16 protein-coding genes are annotated in these 21,314 nt (G+C 53.9%); 11 read left to right on the forward strand and 5 right to left on the reverse strand.

Features of this window, described 5'->3' with window-relative positions:
• Positions 1–45 precede the first annotated feature (45 nt).
• A complete protein-coding gene (gene polA / locus AC2FNE_RS19170) occupies positions 46–2,841 on the forward strand; it encodes a DNA polymerase I (RefSeq protein ID WP_496806061.1) in 2,796 nt (931 codons plus the stop codon).
• Between the two features lie 16 nt (positions 2,842–2,857).
• Here the strand turns inward: polA and AC2FNE_RS19175 are convergent, their stop codons facing one another.
• Complete coding sequence (locus AC2FNE_RS19175) at positions 2,858–3,616, reverse strand: hydroxypyruvate isomerase family protein (protein WP_496806062.1); 759 nt, start codon at positions 3,614–3,616, stop codon at positions 2,858–2,860.
• Between the two features lie 172 nt (positions 3,617–3,788).
• Here AC2FNE_RS19175 and AC2FNE_RS19180 point away from each other — a divergent pair, with 172 nt between their 5' ends.
• The gene (locus tag AC2FNE_RS19180) at positions 3,789–4,721 is read left to right on the forward strand and encodes a DMT family transporter (RefSeq protein WP_496806063.1); all 933 of its coding nucleotides are present in this window, start codon (positions 3,789–3,791) and stop codon (positions 4,719–4,721) included.
• Between the two features lie 8 nt (positions 4,722–4,729).
• Here AC2FNE_RS19180 and AC2FNE_RS19185 read toward each other — a convergent pair whose 3' ends face one another.
• On the reverse strand, positions 4,730–5,314 hold the full coding sequence (locus AC2FNE_RS19185; RefSeq protein WP_254442519.1) for a DUF1285 domain-containing protein: 585 nt from the start codon (positions 5,312–5,314) through the stop codon (positions 4,730–4,732).
• A 64-nt stretch (positions 5,315–5,378) separates the two neighbouring features.
• On the opposite strand from AC2FNE_RS19185, the gene AC2FNE_RS19190 reads away from it, so the two are divergent.
• The 6 genes from AC2FNE_RS19190 (at position 5,379) to AC2FNE_RS19215 (ending at position 14,821) form a co-directional block, all read left to right on the forward strand.
• Positions 5,379–6,386 carry an AAA family ATPase gene (locus AC2FNE_RS19190; protein WP_496806064.1) on the forward strand — a complete coding sequence of 336 codons (1,008 nt, stop codon included), beginning with the start codon at positions 5,379–5,381 and terminating at the stop codon, positions 6,384–6,386.
• Entirely contained in the window at positions 6,383–7,258 is an 876-nt protein-coding gene (locus AC2FNE_RS19195; RefSeq protein WP_170602952.1) for a DUF58 domain-containing protein, read from the forward strand. The genes AC2FNE_RS19190 and AC2FNE_RS19195 overlap by 4 nt, the downstream gene beginning before the upstream one ends.
• Positions 7,255–10,017 (forward strand): DUF4159 domain-containing protein, encoded by a 2,763-nt coding sequence (locus AC2FNE_RS19200; protein ID WP_496806065.1) that lies wholly within the window; start codon positions 7,255–7,257, stop codon positions 10,015–10,017. Before AC2FNE_RS19195 ends, AC2FNE_RS19200 begins: the two co-directional genes overlap by 4 nt.
• Positions 10,014–12,056 carry a hypothetical protein gene (locus AC2FNE_RS19205; RefSeq protein ID WP_496806066.1) on the forward strand — a complete coding sequence of 681 codons (2,043 nt, stop codon included), beginning with the start codon at positions 10,014–10,016 and terminating at the stop codon, positions 12,054–12,056. The genes AC2FNE_RS19200 and AC2FNE_RS19205 overlap by 4 nt, the downstream gene beginning before the upstream one ends.
• Before the next feature lie 77 nt (positions 12,057–12,133).
• On the forward strand, positions 12,134–14,353 hold the full coding sequence (locus AC2FNE_RS19210) for a response regulator (protein WP_496806067.1): 2,220 nt from the start codon (positions 12,134–12,136) through the stop codon (positions 14,351–14,353).
• Between the two features lie 3 nt (positions 14,354–14,356).
• Complete coding sequence (locus tag AC2FNE_RS19215) at positions 14,357–14,821, forward strand: VOC family protein (protein ID WP_170479622.1); 465 nt, start codon at positions 14,357–14,359, stop codon at positions 14,819–14,821.
• On the opposite strand, the gene yaaA is transcribed toward AC2FNE_RS19215, so the two are convergent.
• From yaaA to AC2FNE_RS19230, 3 genes are all read right to left on the reverse strand, one after another.
• The gene (gene yaaA / locus AC2FNE_RS19220) at positions 14,809–15,579 is read right to left on the reverse strand and encodes a peroxide stress protein YaaA (protein ID WP_496806068.1); all 771 of its coding nucleotides are present in this window, start codon (positions 15,577–15,579) and stop codon (positions 14,809–14,811) included. The genes AC2FNE_RS19215 and yaaA overlap by 13 nt on opposite strands.
• 32 nt (positions 15,580–15,611) lie before the next feature.
• On the reverse strand, positions 15,612–17,651 hold the full coding sequence (gene recQ, locus AC2FNE_RS19225) for a DNA helicase RecQ (RefSeq protein ID WP_170602959.1): 2,040 nt from the start codon (positions 17,649–17,651) through the stop codon (positions 15,612–15,614).
• A gap of 78 nt (positions 17,652–17,729) precedes the next feature.
• A complete protein-coding gene (locus AC2FNE_RS19230) occupies positions 17,730–18,017 on the reverse strand; it encodes a YggT family protein (protein WP_170479616.1) in 288 nt (95 codons plus the stop codon).
• Between the two features lie 127 nt (positions 18,018–18,144).
• Here AC2FNE_RS19230 and AC2FNE_RS19235 point away from each other — a divergent pair, with 127 nt between their 5' ends.
• The 3 genes from AC2FNE_RS19235 to AC2FNE_RS19245 are packed head-to-tail and all read left to right on the forward strand — an operon-like array spanning position 18,145 to position 21,229.
• Complete coding sequence (locus AC2FNE_RS19235; RefSeq protein WP_170602961.1) at positions 18,145–19,512, forward strand: MFS transporter; 1,368 nt, start codon at positions 18,145–18,147, stop codon at positions 19,510–19,512.
• Positions 19,509–20,372 (forward strand): penicillin-insensitive murein endopeptidase, encoded by an 864-nt coding sequence (gene mepA, locus AC2FNE_RS19240; protein WP_170602963.1) that lies wholly within the window; start codon positions 19,509–19,511, stop codon positions 20,370–20,372. The genes AC2FNE_RS19235 and mepA overlap by 4 nt, the downstream gene beginning before the upstream one ends.
• Entirely contained in the window at positions 20,345–21,229 is an 885-nt protein-coding gene (locus AC2FNE_RS19245) for an esterase-like activity of phytase family protein (RefSeq protein ID WP_496806069.1), read from the forward strand. Before mepA ends, AC2FNE_RS19245 begins: the two co-directional genes overlap by 28 nt.
• Positions 21,230–21,314 lie beyond the last annotated feature (85 nt).

Consider the following 21,314-nt stretch of genomic DNA (forward strand, 5'->3'; position numbering starts at 1 on the left):
CCGACCCTGTGGCAGAACCATCCCTGACTAACAGGGAGAGCGTGTATGAGCAGTTTCGGAAAAGGATGTCACCTGCATCTGATCGACGGATCGGCCTTTATTTTCAGGGCATACCACGCGCTGCCGCCATTAACGCGGAAATCAGACGGATTGCCCATAGGTGCAGTATCGGGCTTCTGCAATATGCTGCAGAAATATGTCGAGGCAAATGACGGGCCAGACGCGCCGACTCATGTCGCAGTGATTTTCGACAAAGGGTCACACACATTCCGAAACGAACTTTATGATCAGTACAAGGCCAACCGAGAGGCTATGCCGGAGGATCTGCGCCCTCAGATGCCACTTACGCGCGAAGCAACGAGAGCATTCAACATCGCCTGCAAAGAGCTTGAAGGCTACGAGGCCGACGACATCATCGCGACACTGGCTGTGAAAGCCCGCGACGCCGGAGGGCGCGTAACAATTGTCAGTTCCGATAAAGACTTGATGCAGCTTGTCGGTGGCGGCGTCGAGATGTTGGATGCTATGAAGAACAAACGCATCGACCGCGATGGCGTCATTGAGAAGTTCGGAGTAGGCCCCGAACGCGTGGTTGATGTGCAAGCTCTGGCTGGAGATAGCGTCGATAACGTGCCCGGCGCACCGGGGATTGGTGTAAAGACCGCAGCTCTGTTGATAAACGAGTATGGGGACCTTGAAACGCTGTTGGACCGCGCTGAAGAGATCAAACAGCCCAAACGCCGCCAGACATTGATTGACAAGCGCGATCAGATCGAACTTTCAAAAAAGCTTGTGCAGCTGGATGAAAATACCCCATTGGATTTCACGCTAGACGAACTAGAGGTAAGGGACCCAGAGCCGGATACGTTGATGAACTTCCTGGCCGAGATGGAGTTTCGCACCTTAACTAAGCGTATTGCAGACAAACTGGGTGTTGAATCGCCGGTAATCCCAGAGTTGCCCGTTGCCGAGGCGGAGGCGCAGGCAGAAGCTATTCCGTTTGACGCATCAAAATACGAATGCGTCCGGGACACCGTCGCTTTGCAAAAGTGGATCGATCAGGCTTACGAGCGGGGCTGGGTCGCCGTGGACACTGAAACGACTGGCCTGAACGAGATGACTGCCGATCTGGTCGGAATTTCGCTGTCTGTCGAGCCAGGTGAAGCTTGCTATATCCCGCTGACCCATCGTGACGGTTCCAGTGATGACCTGTTCGGTTCCGATGCACTTGCCGACGGGCAAATTGCGCTGGATCAGGCTCTAACGCTGGTAAAAACGATGTTGGAAGACCCATCCATCCTTAAGATCGGGCAGAACATGAAATATGATGCCAAGATCTTTTCACGCTATGGCGTCAATGTTGCGCCCATTGATGACACGATGTTGATGTCTTACGCGATGCATGGGGGCGAACATGGGCATGGAATGGATACCCTGTCCGAACGCTATCTGAGCCATTCGCCGATCCCTATCAAGCCATTGCTTGGATCGGGTAAGTCAGCGATCACCTTTGACAAGGTCCCGATCGACGAGGCTACAGCCTATGCCGCAGAGGACGCTGACATAACCTTGCGTCTTTGGCAGCAGTTCAAACCGCAACTGCACCAGTCTCAGGTGACAACCGTTTATGAGACGCTTGAGCGTCCGCTGGTTGCTGTACTGGCAAAAATGGAAATGTCCGGCGTCAAGGTGGACCGCGAAGTGCTGTCGCGCATGTCGAACGCCTTTGCACAAAAGATGGCGGCGCTGGAGGCCGAAATTCACGATCTTGCAGGCGAGAGTTTTAACGTCGGATCCCCGGCACAGCTGGGTGAAATCCTGTTTGACAAGATGGGACTTGAAGGCGGCAAAAAAGGGAAAACTGGAAAATACTCTACCGGAGCAGACATTCTTGAGGATCTGGCGACCGAGCATGAATTACCACGCCGCGTACTGGACTGGAGGCAGTTGTCAAAACTGAAATCGACCTATACCGACGCGCTGCAAACCCATATCAACCCAGAAACTGGGCGGGTTCACACGTCTTATTCCATAACCGGAGCAAATACAGGGCGTCTCGCATCGACTGACCCGAACCTTCAAAACATACCCGTACGCACGGAAGAGGGACGCCGCATACGCGAAGCCTTTATTGCCGAGCCGGGGAATGTATTGGTCAGTCTCGACTATAGCCAGATCGAATTGCGCATTTTAGCGCATATTGCCGATATTCAGGCTCTGAAGCAGGCGTTTTCGGATGGGCTGGATATTCACGCAATGACGGCGTCCGAGATGTTCGACGTGCCGCTTGATGAGATGACACCTGACATTCGCCGCCAGGCAAAGGCGATCAACTTTGGCGTAATCTATGGTATTTCGGGATTTGGCCTTGCGCGCAATCTTCGCATACCCCGGGCCGAGGCACAGGGATTTATCGACCGCTATTTCGAACGTTTCCCGGGGATTCGTCGGTATATGGATGAAACCATCTCATTTGCCAAAGAACATGGTTACGTACAGACGTTATTTGGGCGCAAAATTCACACACCAGAGATCAACGCAAAAGGCCCCCACGCAGGCTTTGCGCGGCGTGCCGCGATTAACGCTCCGATACAAGGAACGGCAGCCGATGTAATCCGACGCGCAATGGTAAGGATGCCGGCAGCAATTCAGGGACTGCCGGCCAAGATGCTTTTGCAGGTTCACGACGAATTGTTGTTCGAAGTGGCAGAGGACGCAGTTGAAGAAACCGTTGCCGCAGCACGAAAGGTGATGGAAGGCGCACCGGATCCTGCCGTCAAACTGGATGTAACGCTGACTGTCGATGCCGGACAGGGCGCAAATTGGGCCGAGGCACACTAGAAATCTGTGTTTATTTTTACCCTTTGGACATCCAGCCTAACGTGGTCTGAGTTACGTGGCTTGAAGGTGTATATTCTGCGCTGACCCAACCAGTGTATCCACTGGAGTCCATTAATTCGAACAAGGCTGCGAAGTCTGTTACGCCGTGACCGGGCTCTGAGCGATCCGGAGCTGCGCCAATTTGGGCGTGCGTGATCAAGTCCCTATAAGCATTCCAGACAGCGATAGCGTCCTTATGGATCATATGGGCATGAAAACTGTCATATTGCAGGCCGACATTCGGGCGGTTAACGCGATCCAAAACCTCGGCGGCCAGATCATAATTGTTCAGAAAATACCCGGGCTGCGAAACGGTGTTCAGAGGCTCTATAGTGAATTTTTGTTGCGGCGCCTGATCAGCGGCCCAGCGCAAATTTCGTACAAAGCTATCGAACGCATCGCGTCCGGATGCATAGCCTGACATGACATGAATAATCCCAGATCGCAGAGTCTCAGCGTATCTCAGGACGCGCTGAATATCTGTCCGGAACCGAGCCTCGCCGCCTGGAACAGCTGCAAAACCAGGCTGTCCACCGGTATAATTTGGTGGCGGCCCGTTTATCAACACCAGCTCTAACCCGTTGGCAAGTAGGGCGCGTCGTGTTTCTTTGGCGGCATATTCATGTGGAAACAGGATTTCGACTGCGTCGAATCCTGATTGAGCGGCAGCCGCAAACCTATCAAAGTAGGGCAATTCAGCAAAAAGCAGCGAAATGTTAGCAGCAAATCTTGGCATAGACAGCCCCGGTAACAGTGAAGCGAACTTAGCGACATACCGAATTCCTTGAAAGGGCCTGAAAACGACAGATTGTCGAAAATCGACCAGATCAACGGATTGAAATCGAACACGTTCTGTTTATCGCGGCGAATCATTTTTTCGGCGCCGCGTTAGCAAAAGGTCTGACTTCATGGCGATGAGCCCCGACCCCGTTCGCGGGAACCCAGTTGGTTGGTCTGGCGTACGAAAGTCTGCTTTGTCAGGCAACAGCTTAGCTGTGGCATCCATGTTGACCTGGGCCGCGGGGTTTCCGGCGGCAGAGATCCTGTTGCAGACTTGGCCGCCTGTTGCACTGCTGGCTGCAAGGCTGGCACTGGCGGTAACTGTTATGATCCCGATTTGGGCGTTGATTGACGGCCCTAGCCGAGTTGTTGCCGCCCGTTGGGGCCATGCAATGTCTATTGGAGGATTTGGGCTTGGATGCGGAATGTATCTGATCATTCTGGCGCAAAAGCTGACTGACCCTGTCACCGTTGCAATAATAGCATCTTGCGCGCCTTTGACGGCGACTTTACTGGAACTTTTTTCAGGCACACGCCGATTAAAGTGGAACTTTGCGCTGGGCGTGATTGTTTCGATTTTCGGCGGTCTGATCGCAACAAGTGCTGTAGCCCCGGCACAATTGGGGCTGGGTGCTATTTGCGCGGTTGTGTCAACAGCGTTATTTTGTTGGGCTAGTATGGCGACAGCTCGGGATTTTCCAGAGCTTAGCCAGACCGGCCGAACCACAATAACTTTTGTCGGCGGGTTATTGATGGCGTCTGCGCTTGTGTTTGTTTCGGCTTATTTCGGTTTTGATGTTTTACCTAAGACAGCTTTTGACGCACAGCAGGCCGGGATGCTGTTGATTTATGCATTGATATCAATGGGCCTTAGCCAAGTGTTTTTTATAGCATCCGTTGGAAAATTGGGTGTAGCCTTATCTTCGTTTCATATCAACATCGCGCCATTTTACGTGATGGTGATCATGGTTGTTTTGGGAGATGAGTGGAACTGGACCCGTGCCTTGGGCGCCGGCATTGTCGCGCTGGCTGTTGTTTTGGCGCAAGATCGGGGTGCGTGAGCAACGGTTTAGTCTGCTGCCGGCAGTTGATCAGACGGGATCAAGTCAAAAAAAGCACCATCGGACCAAACACCAAACCAGCCTTCGTTGTGAGTGCCGACTTCGACAAGTCTGTAAAAAGTCTTGCGGTCGATGCGTGCTTCGAGATTTGCGCGAACCAGAATATATGTCGATGGTTCTTCCGTCTCCGGATCAATGACAATTCGGATAGGATGATTGCTTCCTGCCCGGGCAGTGTCGCCAACTTGGGTTACGAAAGTCAGTGTCTGCGCCTCTCCTTCGCCGTTTCTGTCGAAATCAACGGCGATAAACGGCGCGTCCTCAACAGTGATTCCCACCTTCTCGACCGGAGTGACTAGGTAATAGTCGTTGTTTTCTTTCTTAAGAATTGAAGAAAAAAGCTTAACAAGCTCGAACCTTTCGATGGGCGATCCTAAATAACTCCAAGAGCCATTTTTTGCGATCCGAATGTCCAGATCACCACAAAACGGAGGATTCCATAGGTGAACAGGCGGTAAACCGGCGATTTTGGCCGCATTTACTGATGCCACAAGACCATCAGGCGAAGGTTTCACGGGTTTTTGTCCGCTCATTGCTTTTGCCATTTCCTCACAGCGCGATACACTTCAATCATATTCGTCCACGGAAGGGAAACTCATGACCGAACCTGCCGACCTCGTAGCCGAGATCGAAGCGTTGGAAAACAAGTTGCAAGAGGCCAAGTCCTCGATCACCCGGCGCTTTATCGGGCAGGAAAGGGTCGTGGACCTTACCCTGACCGCTCTTTTGTGTGGGGGGCATGCGTTGTTAATCGGGCTGCCCGGTCTTGGCAAAACGCGACTTGTCGAAACGTTGTCGACTGTGATGGGCTTGAATGGCAACCGAATTCAGTTCACTCCAGACCTGATGCCAGCCGATATTCTGGGGTCAGAGGTTCTGGATACGACAGAAGACGGAAGTCGACATTTCAGGTTTATTCCTGGCCCGATTTTTTGTCAGTTGCTAATGGCGGACGAGATCAACCGGGCCAGCCCAAGAACGCAATCTGCACTGTTGCAGGCAATGCAGGAACGCACAGTCACAGTCGCCGGCGAGGATCGGTCTTTAGGAGTACCATTCCATGTACTGGCTACTCAAAACCCAATTGAACAAGAAGGCACCTATCCGTTGCCCGAGGCCCAGCTGGACCGCTTCCTAGTGCAGGTTGACGTTGAATATCCGGATCGGCAAACCGAGCGAGATATCCTTTTGGCCACCACTGGGGTGGAGGAAGAAGAAGCGCATCAGATTTTCACCAAAGAAGAGCTATTGGCAGCGCAGGTCGTATTGCGGCGCATGCCTGTCGGGGAATCGGTGGTTGAATTAATTCTTGATCTTGTTCGCGCCTTTCGTCCCGAAGAGGATGGCGCGTCCGAGCGTGTGATGGAGACAGTGGCTTGGGGTCCCGGCCCACGTGCTGCACAGGCGTTGATGATGACCGTTCGCGCCCGGGCAATGTTGCAAGGTAGGTTAGCGCCCAATGCCGAGGATGTCTTGGATATGGCTCGACCGGTTCTAAGCCACAGAATGGCGCTGAACTTCGCTGCCCGAGCACGTGGTGACAGCCTTGCCGATCTAATTGAGTCAACCGCTGCCGGATTGGTACGCACCGAGGCAGCGGCGTGAATGCGGCCTTGACACTTCGCGAAAGGTCAGAGGCAGAAGCGTCCCGCTTGCCGCCTCTTTTGGCGCGAGCCGAGCATTTGGCCGGTACGGTTCTGCTGGGCGATCACGGTAGGCGTCGCGCAGGTCTGGGTGATGATTTCTGGCAGTACCGCCCGGCTCAGATCGGTGACAGCCGCAGGATGATTGATCATCGACGCTCAGCCAGAGGTGACCAGCAATTCGTGCGGGAAAGAGAATGGCAAATCGCCCAGTCGATCATGCTGTGGGTCGATCAGGGAGCGTCCATGCGGTTTGCTTCAGACAAAAACCTGCCAACCAAATCTGATCGTGCCCGATTGCTGGGGCTTTCCATTGCGATTTTGTTAGTGCGCGGCGGCGAACGAGTCGGGCTGACGGGCACTTCGTTGCCTCCGCGTCGTGGCAATGCTCAAATAATCCGATTGGCAGAAGCGCTTTCCGAGGACTCCGACGTTGATTACTCACCGCCGGAACACAAAGCTATGATCCCGCACGCCCGCGCTGTGTTCGTTTCCGACTTTCTTGGGCCAATGGCCGAGGTAGAGCTGGCCCTGACAAAGGCCGCCGATCGCGGAGTGCGCGGCCTTTTGCTGCAGGTTCTGGACCCAAATGAAGAGTCCTTCCCCTATCGTGGCCGCACGATCTTTGAAAGCGTCGGTGGGACGACACGGCATGAGACACTCAAGGCCGGAGACCTGCGCGACCGCTATTTGGAGCGTCTCGCCCGGCGAAAAGACGAGTTGACCCGGTTATGCCGCGCCACCGGTTGGCAGCTGGGTCTGCATCACACTTCTGACAGTGCGCAAGCGGCCCTGTTATGGCTTTACCGAGCTTTGGATGGGGGCCCGCGATGACCGTTTTGGCAGGGATCGGGTTTACAGCACCGTGGGTTTTGCTGGGTCTGCTAACCCTGCCGATTCTTTGGTTGGTGTTGCGCGCGGTGCCGCCTGCACCGGTGCGCAGGTTGTTTCCCGCGGTCACGTTGTTGTTGGGCCTCAAAGATGACGAAAGCGTATCCGACCGCACACCGTGGTGGTTATTACTGCTGCGGATGCTGGCCGCGGCGGCGATAATTATTGGTTTGGCGGGTCCTGTACTCAACCCGTCTCGGGATCAGGCCGGATCAGGCCCTCTTTTGTTGGTTCTGGATGCGAGCTGGGCGGGTGCAACGCGTTGGCCATCAGTCTTAGACCAAATTGATGTTCAGCTTACCGAGGCCGGCCGCGCTGGTCGGCCCGTATCGATCTTGCGGTTAACCGAACCGGAGGCTCCAGTATTTCAGGCCGCTGAGACTTGGCGCACACGCCTCCCCGGACTGGTCCCACAACCCTGGCAGCCTGGCGCAACGCAAGTCGAGCAATCCATTCAGGCTTTAGAGCAGGTGGAAGACACTTTTGATACTTTTTGGTTCAGCGATTGGTTAAATTACCCCGGTCAAGAAGAGATTTTGAAGGTATTGCAGGCAAGCGGAGGGGTGACCGTCTTTCGGCCGGCGGCACCGGTTACTGCGCTATTGCCTGCTACCTATCAAGACGGCTTGATCCAGTTGACAGCAATGCGGGCTGAACCCGGCCCGACTGCCAATATCACTGTTCTGGCGCAAGGCCGCGACCCGGCTGGTGCCATGAGAGTGCTGCATTCGGTTGAAATGGTTTTCGAAAGCGGTGAAACAAAAGCGCAGAGCGAATTGGCGCTGCCGTCAGAATTGCGAGCCAGAATAACTCGCTTTGAAATTCAGGGCCAACGCTCTGCTGGAGCGATTACGCTAACGGACGACAGCTTGCGCCGACGTGAGGTCGCTCTGATTGCCGGGACACTTAATCGCGAAGGTTTGGAGCTGTTGTCTCCGCTGCATTACCTAACCCAGGTTCTGCGCCCGACGGCGGATTTTGTGGATGGCGGGTTGCTTGAGGTTCTGCCTGCGAATCCAGATGTAATTGTATTGGCCGATGTTACGCGATTGGCTGAGCCCGAGCAGGAGGCTTTGGTCGAATGGGTCGAACAAGGCGGTTTGTTATTGCGGTTTGCCGGTCCCAGAATGGCAGCAAGCGATCTTGGTCGCGACGAAGAAGATATATTGCTGCCCGTTCGCCTGCGAAGTGGGGGCCGGTCTGTCGGCGGTGCAATGAGCTGGGGAGAGGCCAAGGGACTATCGCCCTTTCCCGAAAACTCCCCATTTTACGGATTGCAGGTGCCAAGCGACGTGAACGTGTCAACTCAAGTCATGGCGCAGCCAGACCCTAATTTGGCTGATCGAGTAATTGCGTCCTTGACGGATGGAACGCCGTTGGTCACGCGAAAAGCGCTGGGCTTGGGTCAGGTGGTTCTGTTCCACGTCACGGCGGACGCGGAATGGTCAAGCCTGCCGCTTTCGGGTCTATTTGTCGAAATGCTGGACCGGCTCGCGGTTGCATCTGCTGCAAAGTCACGACAGGTGGAACAATTGCAAGGCACGACGTGGGAACCTGTTCAGGTTTTGGACGGATTCGGATCGTTGTATGATGCAGGAAGCCTGCCGGGTGTAGACGGCGCACAATTGGTTGAGGGGGAAATTGGTCCCAATTTGCGACCGGGACTTTACGAGAGCGGCAAAGAAAAAGTTGCCCGCAACGTTTTATCCGAAGACAGTGTTCTTCGTCCTGCGGTATGGCCCCCTGATGTTCCAATCAAAGGTCAGGAGGTAAGCTCTGAAACTCCGATAGGCGGCTTGCTGATGAGCTTGGCGCTAATCTTGCTGACAATCGATGTATTCGCTTCACTAGCCCTGTCTGGCAGACTTTGGATAGCGCGAACCGCGGCGGTCCTTTTAGGCGGAATCTTGGTTGTTTCAGAGGCGCACGCGCAAACCCCTGAAGAAACAGATTTCGCCCTTGGCGCAACGCAGGAATTGGTTCTAGCCCATGTCCTGACCGGAAACGGGCAAGTTGACGACATCGCTTTGGCCGGAATGAGAGGATTGGCTCAAACACTCTATTTCCGTACCTCGGTTGAACCTGCAGAACCAATCGGCGTGGACTTGGAGCGCGACGAACTTGCTTTTTTTCCGCTGCTTTATTGGCCGATCACCCCGGATCAGCCGCAGCCATCAGCTGAGGCATACGCCAAGCTCAACAACTATTTAAGATCAGGAGGGATGATACTGTTTGACACGCGAGATGCCGATATCGCGGAGTTTGGAGCTTCAAGCCCCAACGGACGCAAGCTTCAGCAGCTTGCGGGACCCCTGAGCATCCCGTCGTTAGAACCTGTACCGAGTGACCATGTGCTTACACGGGCTTTCTATCTGCTTCAGGATTTTCCAGGCCGATATGCGGGTAACGGTGTCTGGGTTGAAGCTGCGCCGCCAGATGCGGAACAAATCGAAGGAATGCCCTTTCGCAACCTCAATGACAATGTCACCCCGGTCGTTATCGGCGGCAACGACTGGGCCGGTGCATGGGCAGTGGACCGAAACGGTCAGTCCTTGTTGCCAGTGGGTCGGGGATATGCTGGGGAACGGCAGCGTGAACTGGCGAATAGATTTGGAGTCAATCTGGTGATGCATGTTCTGACTGGCAACTATAAGTCCGATCAGGTGCATGTGCCCGCCCTTTTGGACAGGTTGGGACAATGACTGGAACCGTAATTTTCGATCCTCTGATCCCCTGGCCCGCATTGTTGGCCGTTGCAGCAGTTGCGTTGACCGGTGTTACGCTGGCTCTGTTGCGTGGGTTGTCAGGATGGGCCTTGCGTGGATTGGCCGCCCTAATACTTGTCGCGGCTCTGTCTGGCCCGGTTTATCAAGTCGAAGATCGGTCCCCTCTGACCGATATCGTCTTGATGATCGAAGATCAAAGCGCCAGCCAAACCCTGTCTGACCGCGCGGATCAAACTATACAGACAGCAGATGAGCTCGCAGCGGAGATCGAAATCCGCGACAATACTGAGCTGCGGCGCATTCGCGTAGGTGATGGGGACGGAGACGAGGGTACCCAGATTATGGCGGCGCTGAACGCGGCTTTGGCGGAAGAGCCGCGTGCCCGAATTGCCGGAATTATCCTTGTCTCAGACGGCATTGTGCATGATGTTGATCAAGCTCCAGATTTGCCCGCACCGATGCACCTTTTGCAAACTGGACGTACAGGAGACTGGGATCGCCGTCTTATCGTGCGCAACGCCCCTGCCTTTGCCATTATCGACGAGCCGATAACTCTGACCTTGCGTGTCGAAGACAGCGGAGCGGCACCTGCTGGCGCCGGTAGCGCCCCACTTGAGATTTCGGTGGACGGATCGGAACCGGAACGTTTCAACATCCCAATTGGTGTTGATGTCGAACTGCCAGTCACGTTGCCCCACGGAGGGCGCAACGTGATTCAATTCACTGTTCCCGAAGCTGAGGGTGAGCTGACCGATCGTAATAATACTGCTCTGATCCAGATGAATGGCGTACGCGACCGTTTACGAGTGCTGCTGGTGTCGGGCGAACCTCACCCGGGCGGGCGGACTTGGCGGAACCTGCTGAAATCCGACAGTTCCGTCGATCTTGTGCATTTCACCATCCTTCGTCCTCCGGAAAAGCAGGACGGCGTGCCAGTGGATGAGTTGTCCTTGATCGCATTCCCAACGCGTGAGCTGTTTTTGGAAAAGATCAACGATTTCGACCTGATCATCTTCGACAGATATAAGCGACGCGGCATTCTACCGGCAATTTACCTTGATAATGTGACCAATTACATCAACGACGGTGGGGCGGTTCTGATCGCGGCGGGACCGGATTTTGCGACGGCCGACAGCATCTTCCGATCGCCTCTGGCACCGGTTTTACCGGCGCAGCCTACAGCACGAGTTATAGAGGAGCGGTTTGTCCCGATGGTAACCGAAACGGGTGATCGTCATCCTGTAACGTCGGACCTGGGTGAATCCGATGACTGGGGCGCTTGGTTGAGGCAGATCGATGTAAGCCACCGTTCAGGCGAGCTGCTGATGACAGGTATCGAAGATCGCCCATTGTTGGTTCTGGATCGCGTAGGCGAAGGGCGCGTTGCGCTATTGGCATCTGATCATGCATGGCTATGGAGTCGAGGATTCGAAGGTGGTGGTCCGCAACTGGAACTTTTGCGGAGGCTGGCTCATTGGATGATGAAAGAACCGGAACTTGAAGAAGAAGCGCTCTGGGCCGAAGCCAATGGTCAGTCCATGCGCATAATTCGTCAAACACTGAGTGAAGAGGTCGGCGCGGTGACTGTAACCCGCCCTAATGGCGAGACGCTTGAGATCGAACTGGAGGAAGTGTCTCCGGGAAGATTTGAAGCGTTGTATTTCGGCCCCGAGATTGGCCTGTACCGTCTTAAGGAAGGTGATCATTCGGTAGTGATTGGCCTTGGTCCTGCCGCGCCCAAGGAGTTCGAGCGAACCATCGCGACTGACGAAGTTTTGAGTCCCATTTTGGCCAGCTTGCGCGGCGGTGCAATCAGGGTCGAAGAAGGTCTACCCGTCATCCGCAATGTCCGTCTCGGCCGCCCAGCAGCGGGTCGCGGATGGATCGGTCTGACCCCGCGCGATGCCTATGAAACTCGCGAGGTCACCCAAGCTGGATTGTTGCCACCGTGGTTGGTCTTGCTGATGACGGGTGGATTCTTGTTGGCAGGATGGTTGCGCGAGGGTCGTCGTTAAGTTGAAAAAAGCGGCTTAAACACTTTTTCACAGTCTGATCGGATGCTGTGTTCGGAATATTCCGGGACAGGTGAATAATGGGTCTTGCTGAAAAACTCGCAAAAGAACGGCGTGCACGTTTGGCCGCAGAACGTTTGCTGCACCTCAAAGAGGCTGAGCTTTCGGCCGCCAACCGCAAGCTGGGTCGTCGCGCTATGGCATTGTCCCGGCAAATCGATGAAACACAGGCAGAGGTGGAAAATGTCCGGGGTGAAAATGAAAAGGTCAAATCTGACCTGACAGTTGCAAACGCCAAGATAGAGGTCGCCGAACGTCGATTGTGGCATTCAATCCAGACCATTCAAGACGGCTTTGCCTTTTTTGACGGGGACAGCCGTCTGATCAGCGCCAATGCCGCGTATTTGAGCGTATTCCAGGGGTTGGATGAAGTAAGATCCGGAATTTCATATCACCGAATTCTTGAAATTCTGACCGATGAAGGGATCGTGGATATTGGGCAGGAGGTTGCAGCGGACTGGCAGGCCAGGATGCAGCGTCGATGGGCGCGTCCGAATCCCGAACCAATGGTGATTCAGCTGTGGAATGGACAATTTGTTCGGGTCATTGATCAGCGCGGGCATGGAGGCGACGTAGTCAGTCTTGCACTTAACATCACTTCGTCAGTCCGGAATGAGGCCGAACTGCGCACAGCCCGTGAAAAGGCCGAGGCCGCAAACCGAGCGAAATCTGTGTTTTTAGCCAATATGAGCCATGAAATACGAACACCGATGAACGGCATCGTTGGCATGAGCGAATTGCTAACAGAAACGCCGCTGAACGAGGAACAAAAGCTTTACGTGAACACGATCCGAAACTCGGGTGAAGCGCTATTGTCCATAATCAACGATGTACTTGATTATTCGAAAATCGAGGCGGAAAAATTAGCACTATATCAAGAACCTTTCGATCTGGAGCGCTGCATTCTCGAGGTGTCGATGTTGCTGCAGCCAAGCGTTCGTGAAAAAGGGCTCACGTTGCTTGTAGACTATGACCTGTTCCTGCCGACGCTGTTTGTCGGAGATTTAGGGCGTGTGCGGCAAATTCTGACCAACCTCATTGGCAATGCGGTCAAATTTACCTCGGAAGGTCACGTGCTAATCCGAGTGACTGGTGTACCAAACTTTGAAACGCAAAGTTGCGATGTTCATGTGGCAGTCGAGGACACCGGGATCGGCATCGAACCCGGCAAAATCCCACATATCTTTGGCGAATTCAACCAAGTCGAGGACGAACGTAATCGTCAGTACGAAGGCACTGGGCTTGGACTGGCGATCACAAAACGACTGATTGTGATGATGGGCGGTACGGTCTGGGTCGAGAGCGAGCCGGGTAAAGGTTCGTGTTTCGGCTTTCGTTTGACGCTGCCCACTGCCGAGGGTTTGCAGCCTACTCTGCCACGTCTGAATGATCACCTTAGTCACGTAATGCTTGTAGAAGATCTTGAGGCCAACCGCGCAATTCTTACCAAGCAACTGGGCAGATTGGGCTTGCGGGTCACTGTCTGCGAATCCGGGGCAGAAGTTTTCTCGACACTTGATGACTCTGTAGATTTGGTGCTGTGTGATCAAGAACTTCCAGACATGGATGGACTGGAGCTTGCCAAAGCGCTGCGCAGCCATGGTTGGGCAGAATTGCCAATTGTGGTGATGTCGGCAAATCCCAGCGTCTTAACCGCCGACTCTGCTCATCATCTGATCCAGAGTGTTTTGCAAAAGCCCATTCCCCGATCCGAACTTGTAGCTTGCCTAATGACCCTAAGTTCCTTCGACCGAGATTTCGGGAAAGAACAAAAATGGGAAGAAAACACAACTCTATCAAAGAAAAGCGCGTCGGTTCAAAGAAGCATGCGCGTTCTGGCCGCAGATGACAACAAGACAAATCAATTAATTCTCAAAAAGATGACAAAAGATATGGATATCGACATGCGTTTTGTTGCCAATGGGTTAGAGGTTATTGAAGCCTATGACGATTTCGCGCCAGATCTGATCTTTATGGATATTTCTATGCCAAAGATGGATGGAAAGCAGGCCACAGAAGAAATCCGCAGGCGCGAAATAGCCACCGGACGCAGAGTGCCTATTGTGGCGCTGACCGCCCATGCCATGGCAGGCGACGATCACGGCATTTTGGCGTCTGGTTTGGACCATTACCTGACCAAACCATTGCACAAGAAGCGGATCGTGCAGATTATAGTTGATAAATGCCCTAAGGACGCTCGCCCCGTTTTAGTTGAAAACAGACGCAGGAAATGGGACTGACACATGCCAAGTGATCGAGGCTTTCGCACCCGTGCACTGGGAGAGGTCGCAATACGCTGTGCTGATATGGGTGCAATGGTCGAATTCTACGAAACCGTAATCGGGCTAAAACGTCTCAGTGGAGACCACAGCAGCGCTGTCACTTTCTTTGAAATAGCCAAAGGATATGGCGGGCACACCCAAGTGCTCGCCCTATTTCACCATTCAGCTGCACCGCGCCCAGGATTGCATCCCTCAGGTAAGGAAAAACCGATAACAGGTCGGGGTTCATCCTTGCATCATATCGCTCTGTCGCTGCCCTTTTCAGAACAAGACGCGGTTATGCGTTGGTATGACAAAATCGGAATACCCTACCGGGTCGAGCAATTCGGCTGGATCGGATGGCGCGGAATATTCACCCAAGATCCCGAGGGTAATACAGTGGAGTTGGTAGCGTACGACCCTTCGATGCTGGATCACGCCGAATAAGGTCGAACAAAAACCGGCTGTTTTTTTTCGGACAGGTCTGGGCGGTATTCATATCCACCGGTGTCAAACTCCAGCAAACCTTCAGGATCGGTCAGACGGTTTTGAACAATGTACCTCGCCATTGCACCACGAGCTTTTTTTGCGAAGAAGCTGACAATTTTAGGGGTGCCCGTCTTATCTTCCATAAACACTGGCGTGATCACGTCGAGTTTGAGCGCCTTTCGGTCGATGGCCCCAAAGTATTCCTGACTGGCGCAATTAATGAGAACGTCCGAGTCAATATTCTGAGCCTGATCGTTCAAAGCTTTGCTGAGATGATCGCGCCAATATTCATAAAGGTTTTTGCCGCGACGGGTTTTCAGCCTGCTGCCCATTTCCAGTCTATAAGGTTGAATTGCATCCAATGGGCGCAACAAACCGTAAAGGCCTGACAAGATACGCAGATGATCCTGCGCCCAATCCATTTCGTCGTTATCCAACGAAGCAGCTTCAAGTCCCTGATAAGTGTCGCCTGCAAAGGCCAAAGCCGCCGGCCGAGTAGAGCAAATCTCTGGTGTTTCTGCAAATGCGCGAAAACGTTCCCGATTGAGTTTAGCCAGATCGTCACTGAGATCCATCAAACCTTTAAGGTTGCCCAGCGTCAGATTGCGCGCGGTCTTCGAAAGGCGAAAAGCATCATCCTGAAAAGCTGGTTCTGTCGGCGTTACGTTACGTTCCGACCAATCCAGCCGCTTGGCCGGGGAAATCACTATCAGCATATCCGATCTCTTTCTTGCCTGTCTTGCGGTATCTAGCCCGCTTGTCGCAACACGTCCAGAAATGCCGGGCCAAATCGTTCATGGCGTCTGTCGCCCAACACTTTTTCCAGGCCCCGAATATCATCAGGACGCATCTGAGCCACCTTAGCCAGCTGCGAGGCAGAGCAAGTCAGTGGTTTATCTATACCCTCGGACCCGCGCGATAGCCGCGACTGAACTTCAAGCAGCTGATCATAGATTTCACCGTGGCCCCTGCTCGCCAGTTTGCGACGCGCGGGATGCACTGGTTGAGCCTCCCCAGCTATAACCTCGAGAAAGAAGTTGCCGTAACGCTCGAGTTTCTTGGCGCCCACACCGCCGATCCGCGCCATTTCGTCCAACGTCAAAGGACGTTTCTCGGCCATTTCGATCAACGTGCGGTCTGGGAAAATAACATAGGCAGGTGCTCTGGCGGCTTCTGCGAGCGCACGGCGTTTCGCCTTCAAAGCCGAAAGCAATGGTGCGTTCTCTTCCGATACCATCGCCTTGACCGCAGGTCGCCGTCCAGCTTTGCGGATAGTATCTCTGCGAAGATCGATTTGCGCCTCGCCCTTCAGGATTGGTTTTGCGGCCTCGGTCATGCGCAGCGCGCCATGGCGGTCCGGGTCCGGGCGGATCAGATCATGCCCCATCATCTGTCGAAAAATCGCCTGCCACTGGGCGCGTGACCAGTCCTTTCCAATGCCATAGGTGGAAAGTGCATCGTGACGGCGAGACAGAATCTTATCTGTTTCAACCCCTAACAGGATATCGATCAGGTGCCCTGCACCAAACCATTCTTCGGTACGAAGAATCGCGGACAAAGCCATACGAACTGCGGTGGTGCCGTCGAAAATCTCAGGTGGGTTGTCGCACAGATCGCATTTGCCGCAAGGTTTGGCCTGTTCACCGAAGTAACCCAATAGAGTCTGACGTCGGCACTTTAATGCTTCGGCCAATCCAAGCAGAGCGTTCAGACGCGCATGATCGGCCATGCGCCGCTCGGTTGAAGCCAAACCTTCATCTATTTGAGAACGTCGCAGGCGGATATCATCAGGTCCAAAAAGGGTCAGGGTTTCCGCAGGGCCGCCGTCCCGACCAGCGCGGCCGATCTCCTGATAATATGCCTCGATGGATTTTGGCAGGTCCGCATGCGCGACCCAGCGGATATCGGGCTTGTCGATCCCCATGCCAAATGCCACGGTTGCGACCACAATTAGCCCATCTTCGCCTGCAAAACGAGCTTCGACGGCGCGGCGGTCTTCTGCCTCCATCCCGCCGTGATAGTGGCAGCTGTTATGCCCTTGCGCGCGCAACGCTTGGGCCAGAACTTCGGTCTTGTTGCGGGTTCCGCAATAAATGATGCCGGGTTGACCTTTGCGAGCGCCAGCGAATTCCAATATCTGCTTACGCGGCCCGTCTTTTGCTGCGAAAGCCAAATGGATGTTGGGTCGATCGAAGCCGCGAAGAAATTTGCTTGGCGTTGTGCCGTCGAATAGCTTTTCAACAATCTCTTCCTGCGTCTCCGTGTCAGCCGTGGCTGTAAAAGCAGCCAGCGGAACTTTTAACGCCCGCCGCAAGTCTCCTATACGCAGATAATCCGGTCGAAAATCGTGGCCCCATTGACTGACACAATGGGCTTCGTCAACCGCGATCAGATTTACATTGATCCGACGCAGCATTCCCAATGCGGACCCGGCTGCAAGCCTTTCGGGTGCCATATAAAGCAATTTCAGGCGTCCGGCGTCCAGAGCCTCCCACACGGCGTCGGTCTCCTCCGGTGTATTTCCAGAGGTCAGTGCCCCGGCGGTGACCCCTGCTTCTTGCAAACCGCGAACCTGATCCCTCATCAGGGCAATCAACGGAGAGATGACGACGGTAACCCCGTCTCGCATTAAAGCTGGCAATTGATAACACAGCGATTTGCCGCCACCCGTAGGCATGATCGCCAAAACGTTTTCACCTGCGGCAACGGCATCGACAATTTCTTCCTGCCCGGGGCGGAAGTCGTCGAATCCAAAGACATCTCGCAGCATAGGCGCGGCGTCGAACATGTGCGGGTTTGCCCTGTTCTATCTTCTATCTGCTCTTAAGACAGGACAATCACACACTCGGAATCTTCGAACAAGGGGTCAGTAAAAATAGACTGCGTTGTTTATCAAAATAATACGAAGCGCGTAGACTGCGATCAGCACCACCAATGGTGTCAGATCAAGCCCGCCCATGTTTGGCAGGAAACGTCTGATCGGGCCATAGATTGGCTCAAGTATTCGGTTAAGCCCATACCAGATTTGTGCGACCAACTGTTGATTCAGATTCAGAACCTGAAAGTTGATCAACCAGCTCATGATCACATGGGCCAGAATGATGAACCAGACAATGTCCAGTATCAGCAGAAGGATTTGGATCAGCGACAGCATGGGTACTCCGTTTTCACATTTGCTGAGACCTAAGCGCCTTAACCACAAAGAGCAAGTGTGAGGCAACAGAACGCTTGCGAATTGCATCAAAGACCCGTCTTATGAAACCCAGAAACCCGGGGCGGTTATGGCAGAGATTTCCAAGCGCAAGCGCATATGGGGCTGGTGGTTTTTCGACTGGGCCAGCCAACCATATCATACCCTGCTAGTGACCTTTGTATTTGGTCCATACTTTGCCGGGGTTGCCGCCGGGTATTTTTCAGGTACGGGTCTTGACGCTGAGGCTGCGGCCGCGCGCGCGCAAACTGTTTGGGCCAATTGTCTAACAATAACCGGTTTGATTATTGCTTTTGGCGCACCACTCCTGGGTGCGATGGCCGATGTTTCGGGTCGCAGAATTCCCTGGATTTTTGCATTTTCTGTCATGTACGCAGTTGGATCCGCGGCGCTGTGGTACACGATGCCGGACGGATCTAACATGTGGTTGATGCTTTCGGCATTTGGGTTTGGGTTTGTCGGCGCCGAGTACGCACTGATCTTTATCAACTCACAACTTCCTGATCTTGGCGACGACCGCGAAGTGGGCGAGATTTCCGGTTCGGGGTTTGCGTTCGGTTATTTTGGCGGGCTGATCTCGCTAGCGATCATGCTGACATTGTTTGTAGAACAGGCCAACGGCAAGACATTGATCGGGATGGATCCGATGTTCGGGCTGGATGCCACGTCACGGCAGGGTACACGATTTGTCGGACCGTTCACCGCAGGTTGGTTCACTCTGTTCATGGTGCCTTATTTCATGTGGGTTCGGGACGATTCACAATCCGAAAAAAAAGGTAGCGTCGGTGAGGCGCTGAGCCTGCTTGTCAAATCCGTGTCAAACCTGCGTTACCGGGTCAGTCTGGCCAGCTATCTGGGATCGTCCATGTTCTATCGCGACGCGTTGAACGGGCTTTATAGCTTTGGTGGAGTTTATGCCCGATTGGTTCTGGAGTGGGACCTGATCAAAATCGGCGTGTTTGGCATAGTGAGCGTTTTGGCGGCGGCTGCCTTTTCGTGGGTGGGCGGAAAGTTGGACAAGAAATATGGCCCAAAACCGGTGATCTTGGTGGCCATCTGGGTGTTAATCCTTGTCTGCACCACAATTGTTTCGATGAACCGGACGCAAATTTTTGGGATCGCACTGCCCGAAGGCTCTGGCCTGCCGGATTTGGTATTTTTTGGCTGTGGCGTATTGATTGGTGGCATGGGTGGCATTCTGCAATCTGCCAGTCGATCAATGATGGTTCGCCACACAGATCCCGAAGCACCGGTTGAAAGCTTTGGCCTTTATGGTTTGTCGGGTCGCGCCACGTCTTTTGCCGCACCAATGCTTATCGCAATTGCTACGACAGTTACCGGCAGCGCACGACTGGGGGTGTCTCCCATCGTTGTGTTGTTTATTCTTGGTTTAATCCTGATGCACTGGGTTAAGCCCGAAGGGGATCAGAGCAGATGATTTTACTACGTTTTTTTGTAATACTGACGGCGGTTTGCCTGGCTGCCCCAACGGTAGCACAGCCATTAGCAAAGCAGTTGTTTGGTGCCCAGAAAGTTGGTTCCAACCAAAAGGCGGCGGCTTTCGGCAGTTATTCGCGCGGATGTGCGGCCGGGTCGGTCCAACTTCCCGAAACTGGTCCGACGTGGCAGGCAATGCGTCTTTCACGCAACCGCAATTGGGGGCACCCACAAACTATCGACTACGTGCAAGATCTCAGCAAGTTTGCAGCGCGTCAGCCGGGGTGGAGCGGACTCTACATTGGGGATATCAGCCAACCACGCGGTGGACCCATGACATCTGGACATCGAAGTCACCAGTTGGGTTTGGACATCGATATCTGGATGTTGCCGGCCGATAATCTACGACTGTCGCGCAATGCGCGCGAAAATATTTCGTCTATCTCTTTGCGACGATCCAACGGAGCCTATGTAAACGGGAACTGGACCAAACAGCATCATGCTATTCTGCGCGAGGCAGCAAAAGACAAACGCGTAGCACGGATTTTTGTGTTTCCCGGCGCCAAAGTTGAGATGTGCAAAGAAGAGACGGGTAACCGTGCCTACCTGCGCAAAATCAGGCCTTGGTGGGGGCATCACTATCATTTCCATGTCCGCCTGAAATGCCCGCGCGGGTCACGCGGTTGCATCAATCAAGATCCGCCACCCAAAGGTGATGGCTGCGCAGAGGCACAGCAGTGGGTACAAAACATTCTCAACCCCCCGCCCCCTGATCCGAATGCACCGGCACCAAAAAAACGCGGTGAATATCGTTTGGCCGACCTGCCACAGCAATGCGCCTCAGTACTTCAGTCCAATTGATCGCCGCTCTGGTGTTGGCCGGATCGGTCGGCGCGGTGGACGTCAAAACAGCAACCCATCAAAACAGCTCGGCCTGGCAGTATGACGAGAGTTGGTTCGGCGGGTTTTCTGCCTTGCACATCTCGGACGACGGGAGCGAATTGATCGCTCTTTCCGATCGCGCAATGCTTGTTAAGGCTCGAATTCATCGGGATCAGGGGATAATAAGTGGCATTGAACTTCTTGAACATTGGCCTGTGCTGTCCAGCACCGGTGGATTGCTCAAGGGCCGAGCTGGTGACTCCGAGGGCATCGCGGTTGCCCAAAATGGTAGCTTTTTCATCTCATTCGAGGGCGTCCACCGCGTTGCCCACTATCCGTCATCACAGGAAAAGGCACATGTTTTGCCTCGACCGAATTTTTTTGGAGATCTGGAAGGCAACGGGTCTTTTGAAGGATTGGCAATCGACAAATTGGGGCGGGTCTATGCGGTGACCGAGACCAGTCGTTCGGCCCAAGGGGAAATACTTGTTTTTCGATGGGATGGGCACAACTGGGATACTCCATTTGGCCTCCCGCCACGAGGAAGATTTAAGCCGGTCGCGGCTGATTTCGGGCCGGATGGGCGCCTTTATGTTTTAGAGCGTAGCTTTTCACCTTTTGGTTTTCGATCCCGTCTTCGACGGTGGAAGTTGAATGAGGATGTTGCCGAAGCCGAGGACACTTTGTTTGAAACCGGAAATGGTACACATGACAATTTAGAAGGATTGTCGATTTGGAAGGATAGAAATGGGCAACTGCGGGCCACGATGATTTCGGATGACAACTTTTTGGCTCTGCAGAGCACTGAGCTGGTAGAATACCTGCTGCCGGATTGACAGGCGCCTGACAAGGGTCTAAATGCACGGCCTGCCTTGGGATGAGTCCGGGGCCAAGTCGCCGCCACCTTGTCAAAACGGGCAC

The organism is Ruegeria sp. YKSD179, from assembly GCF_059612885.1.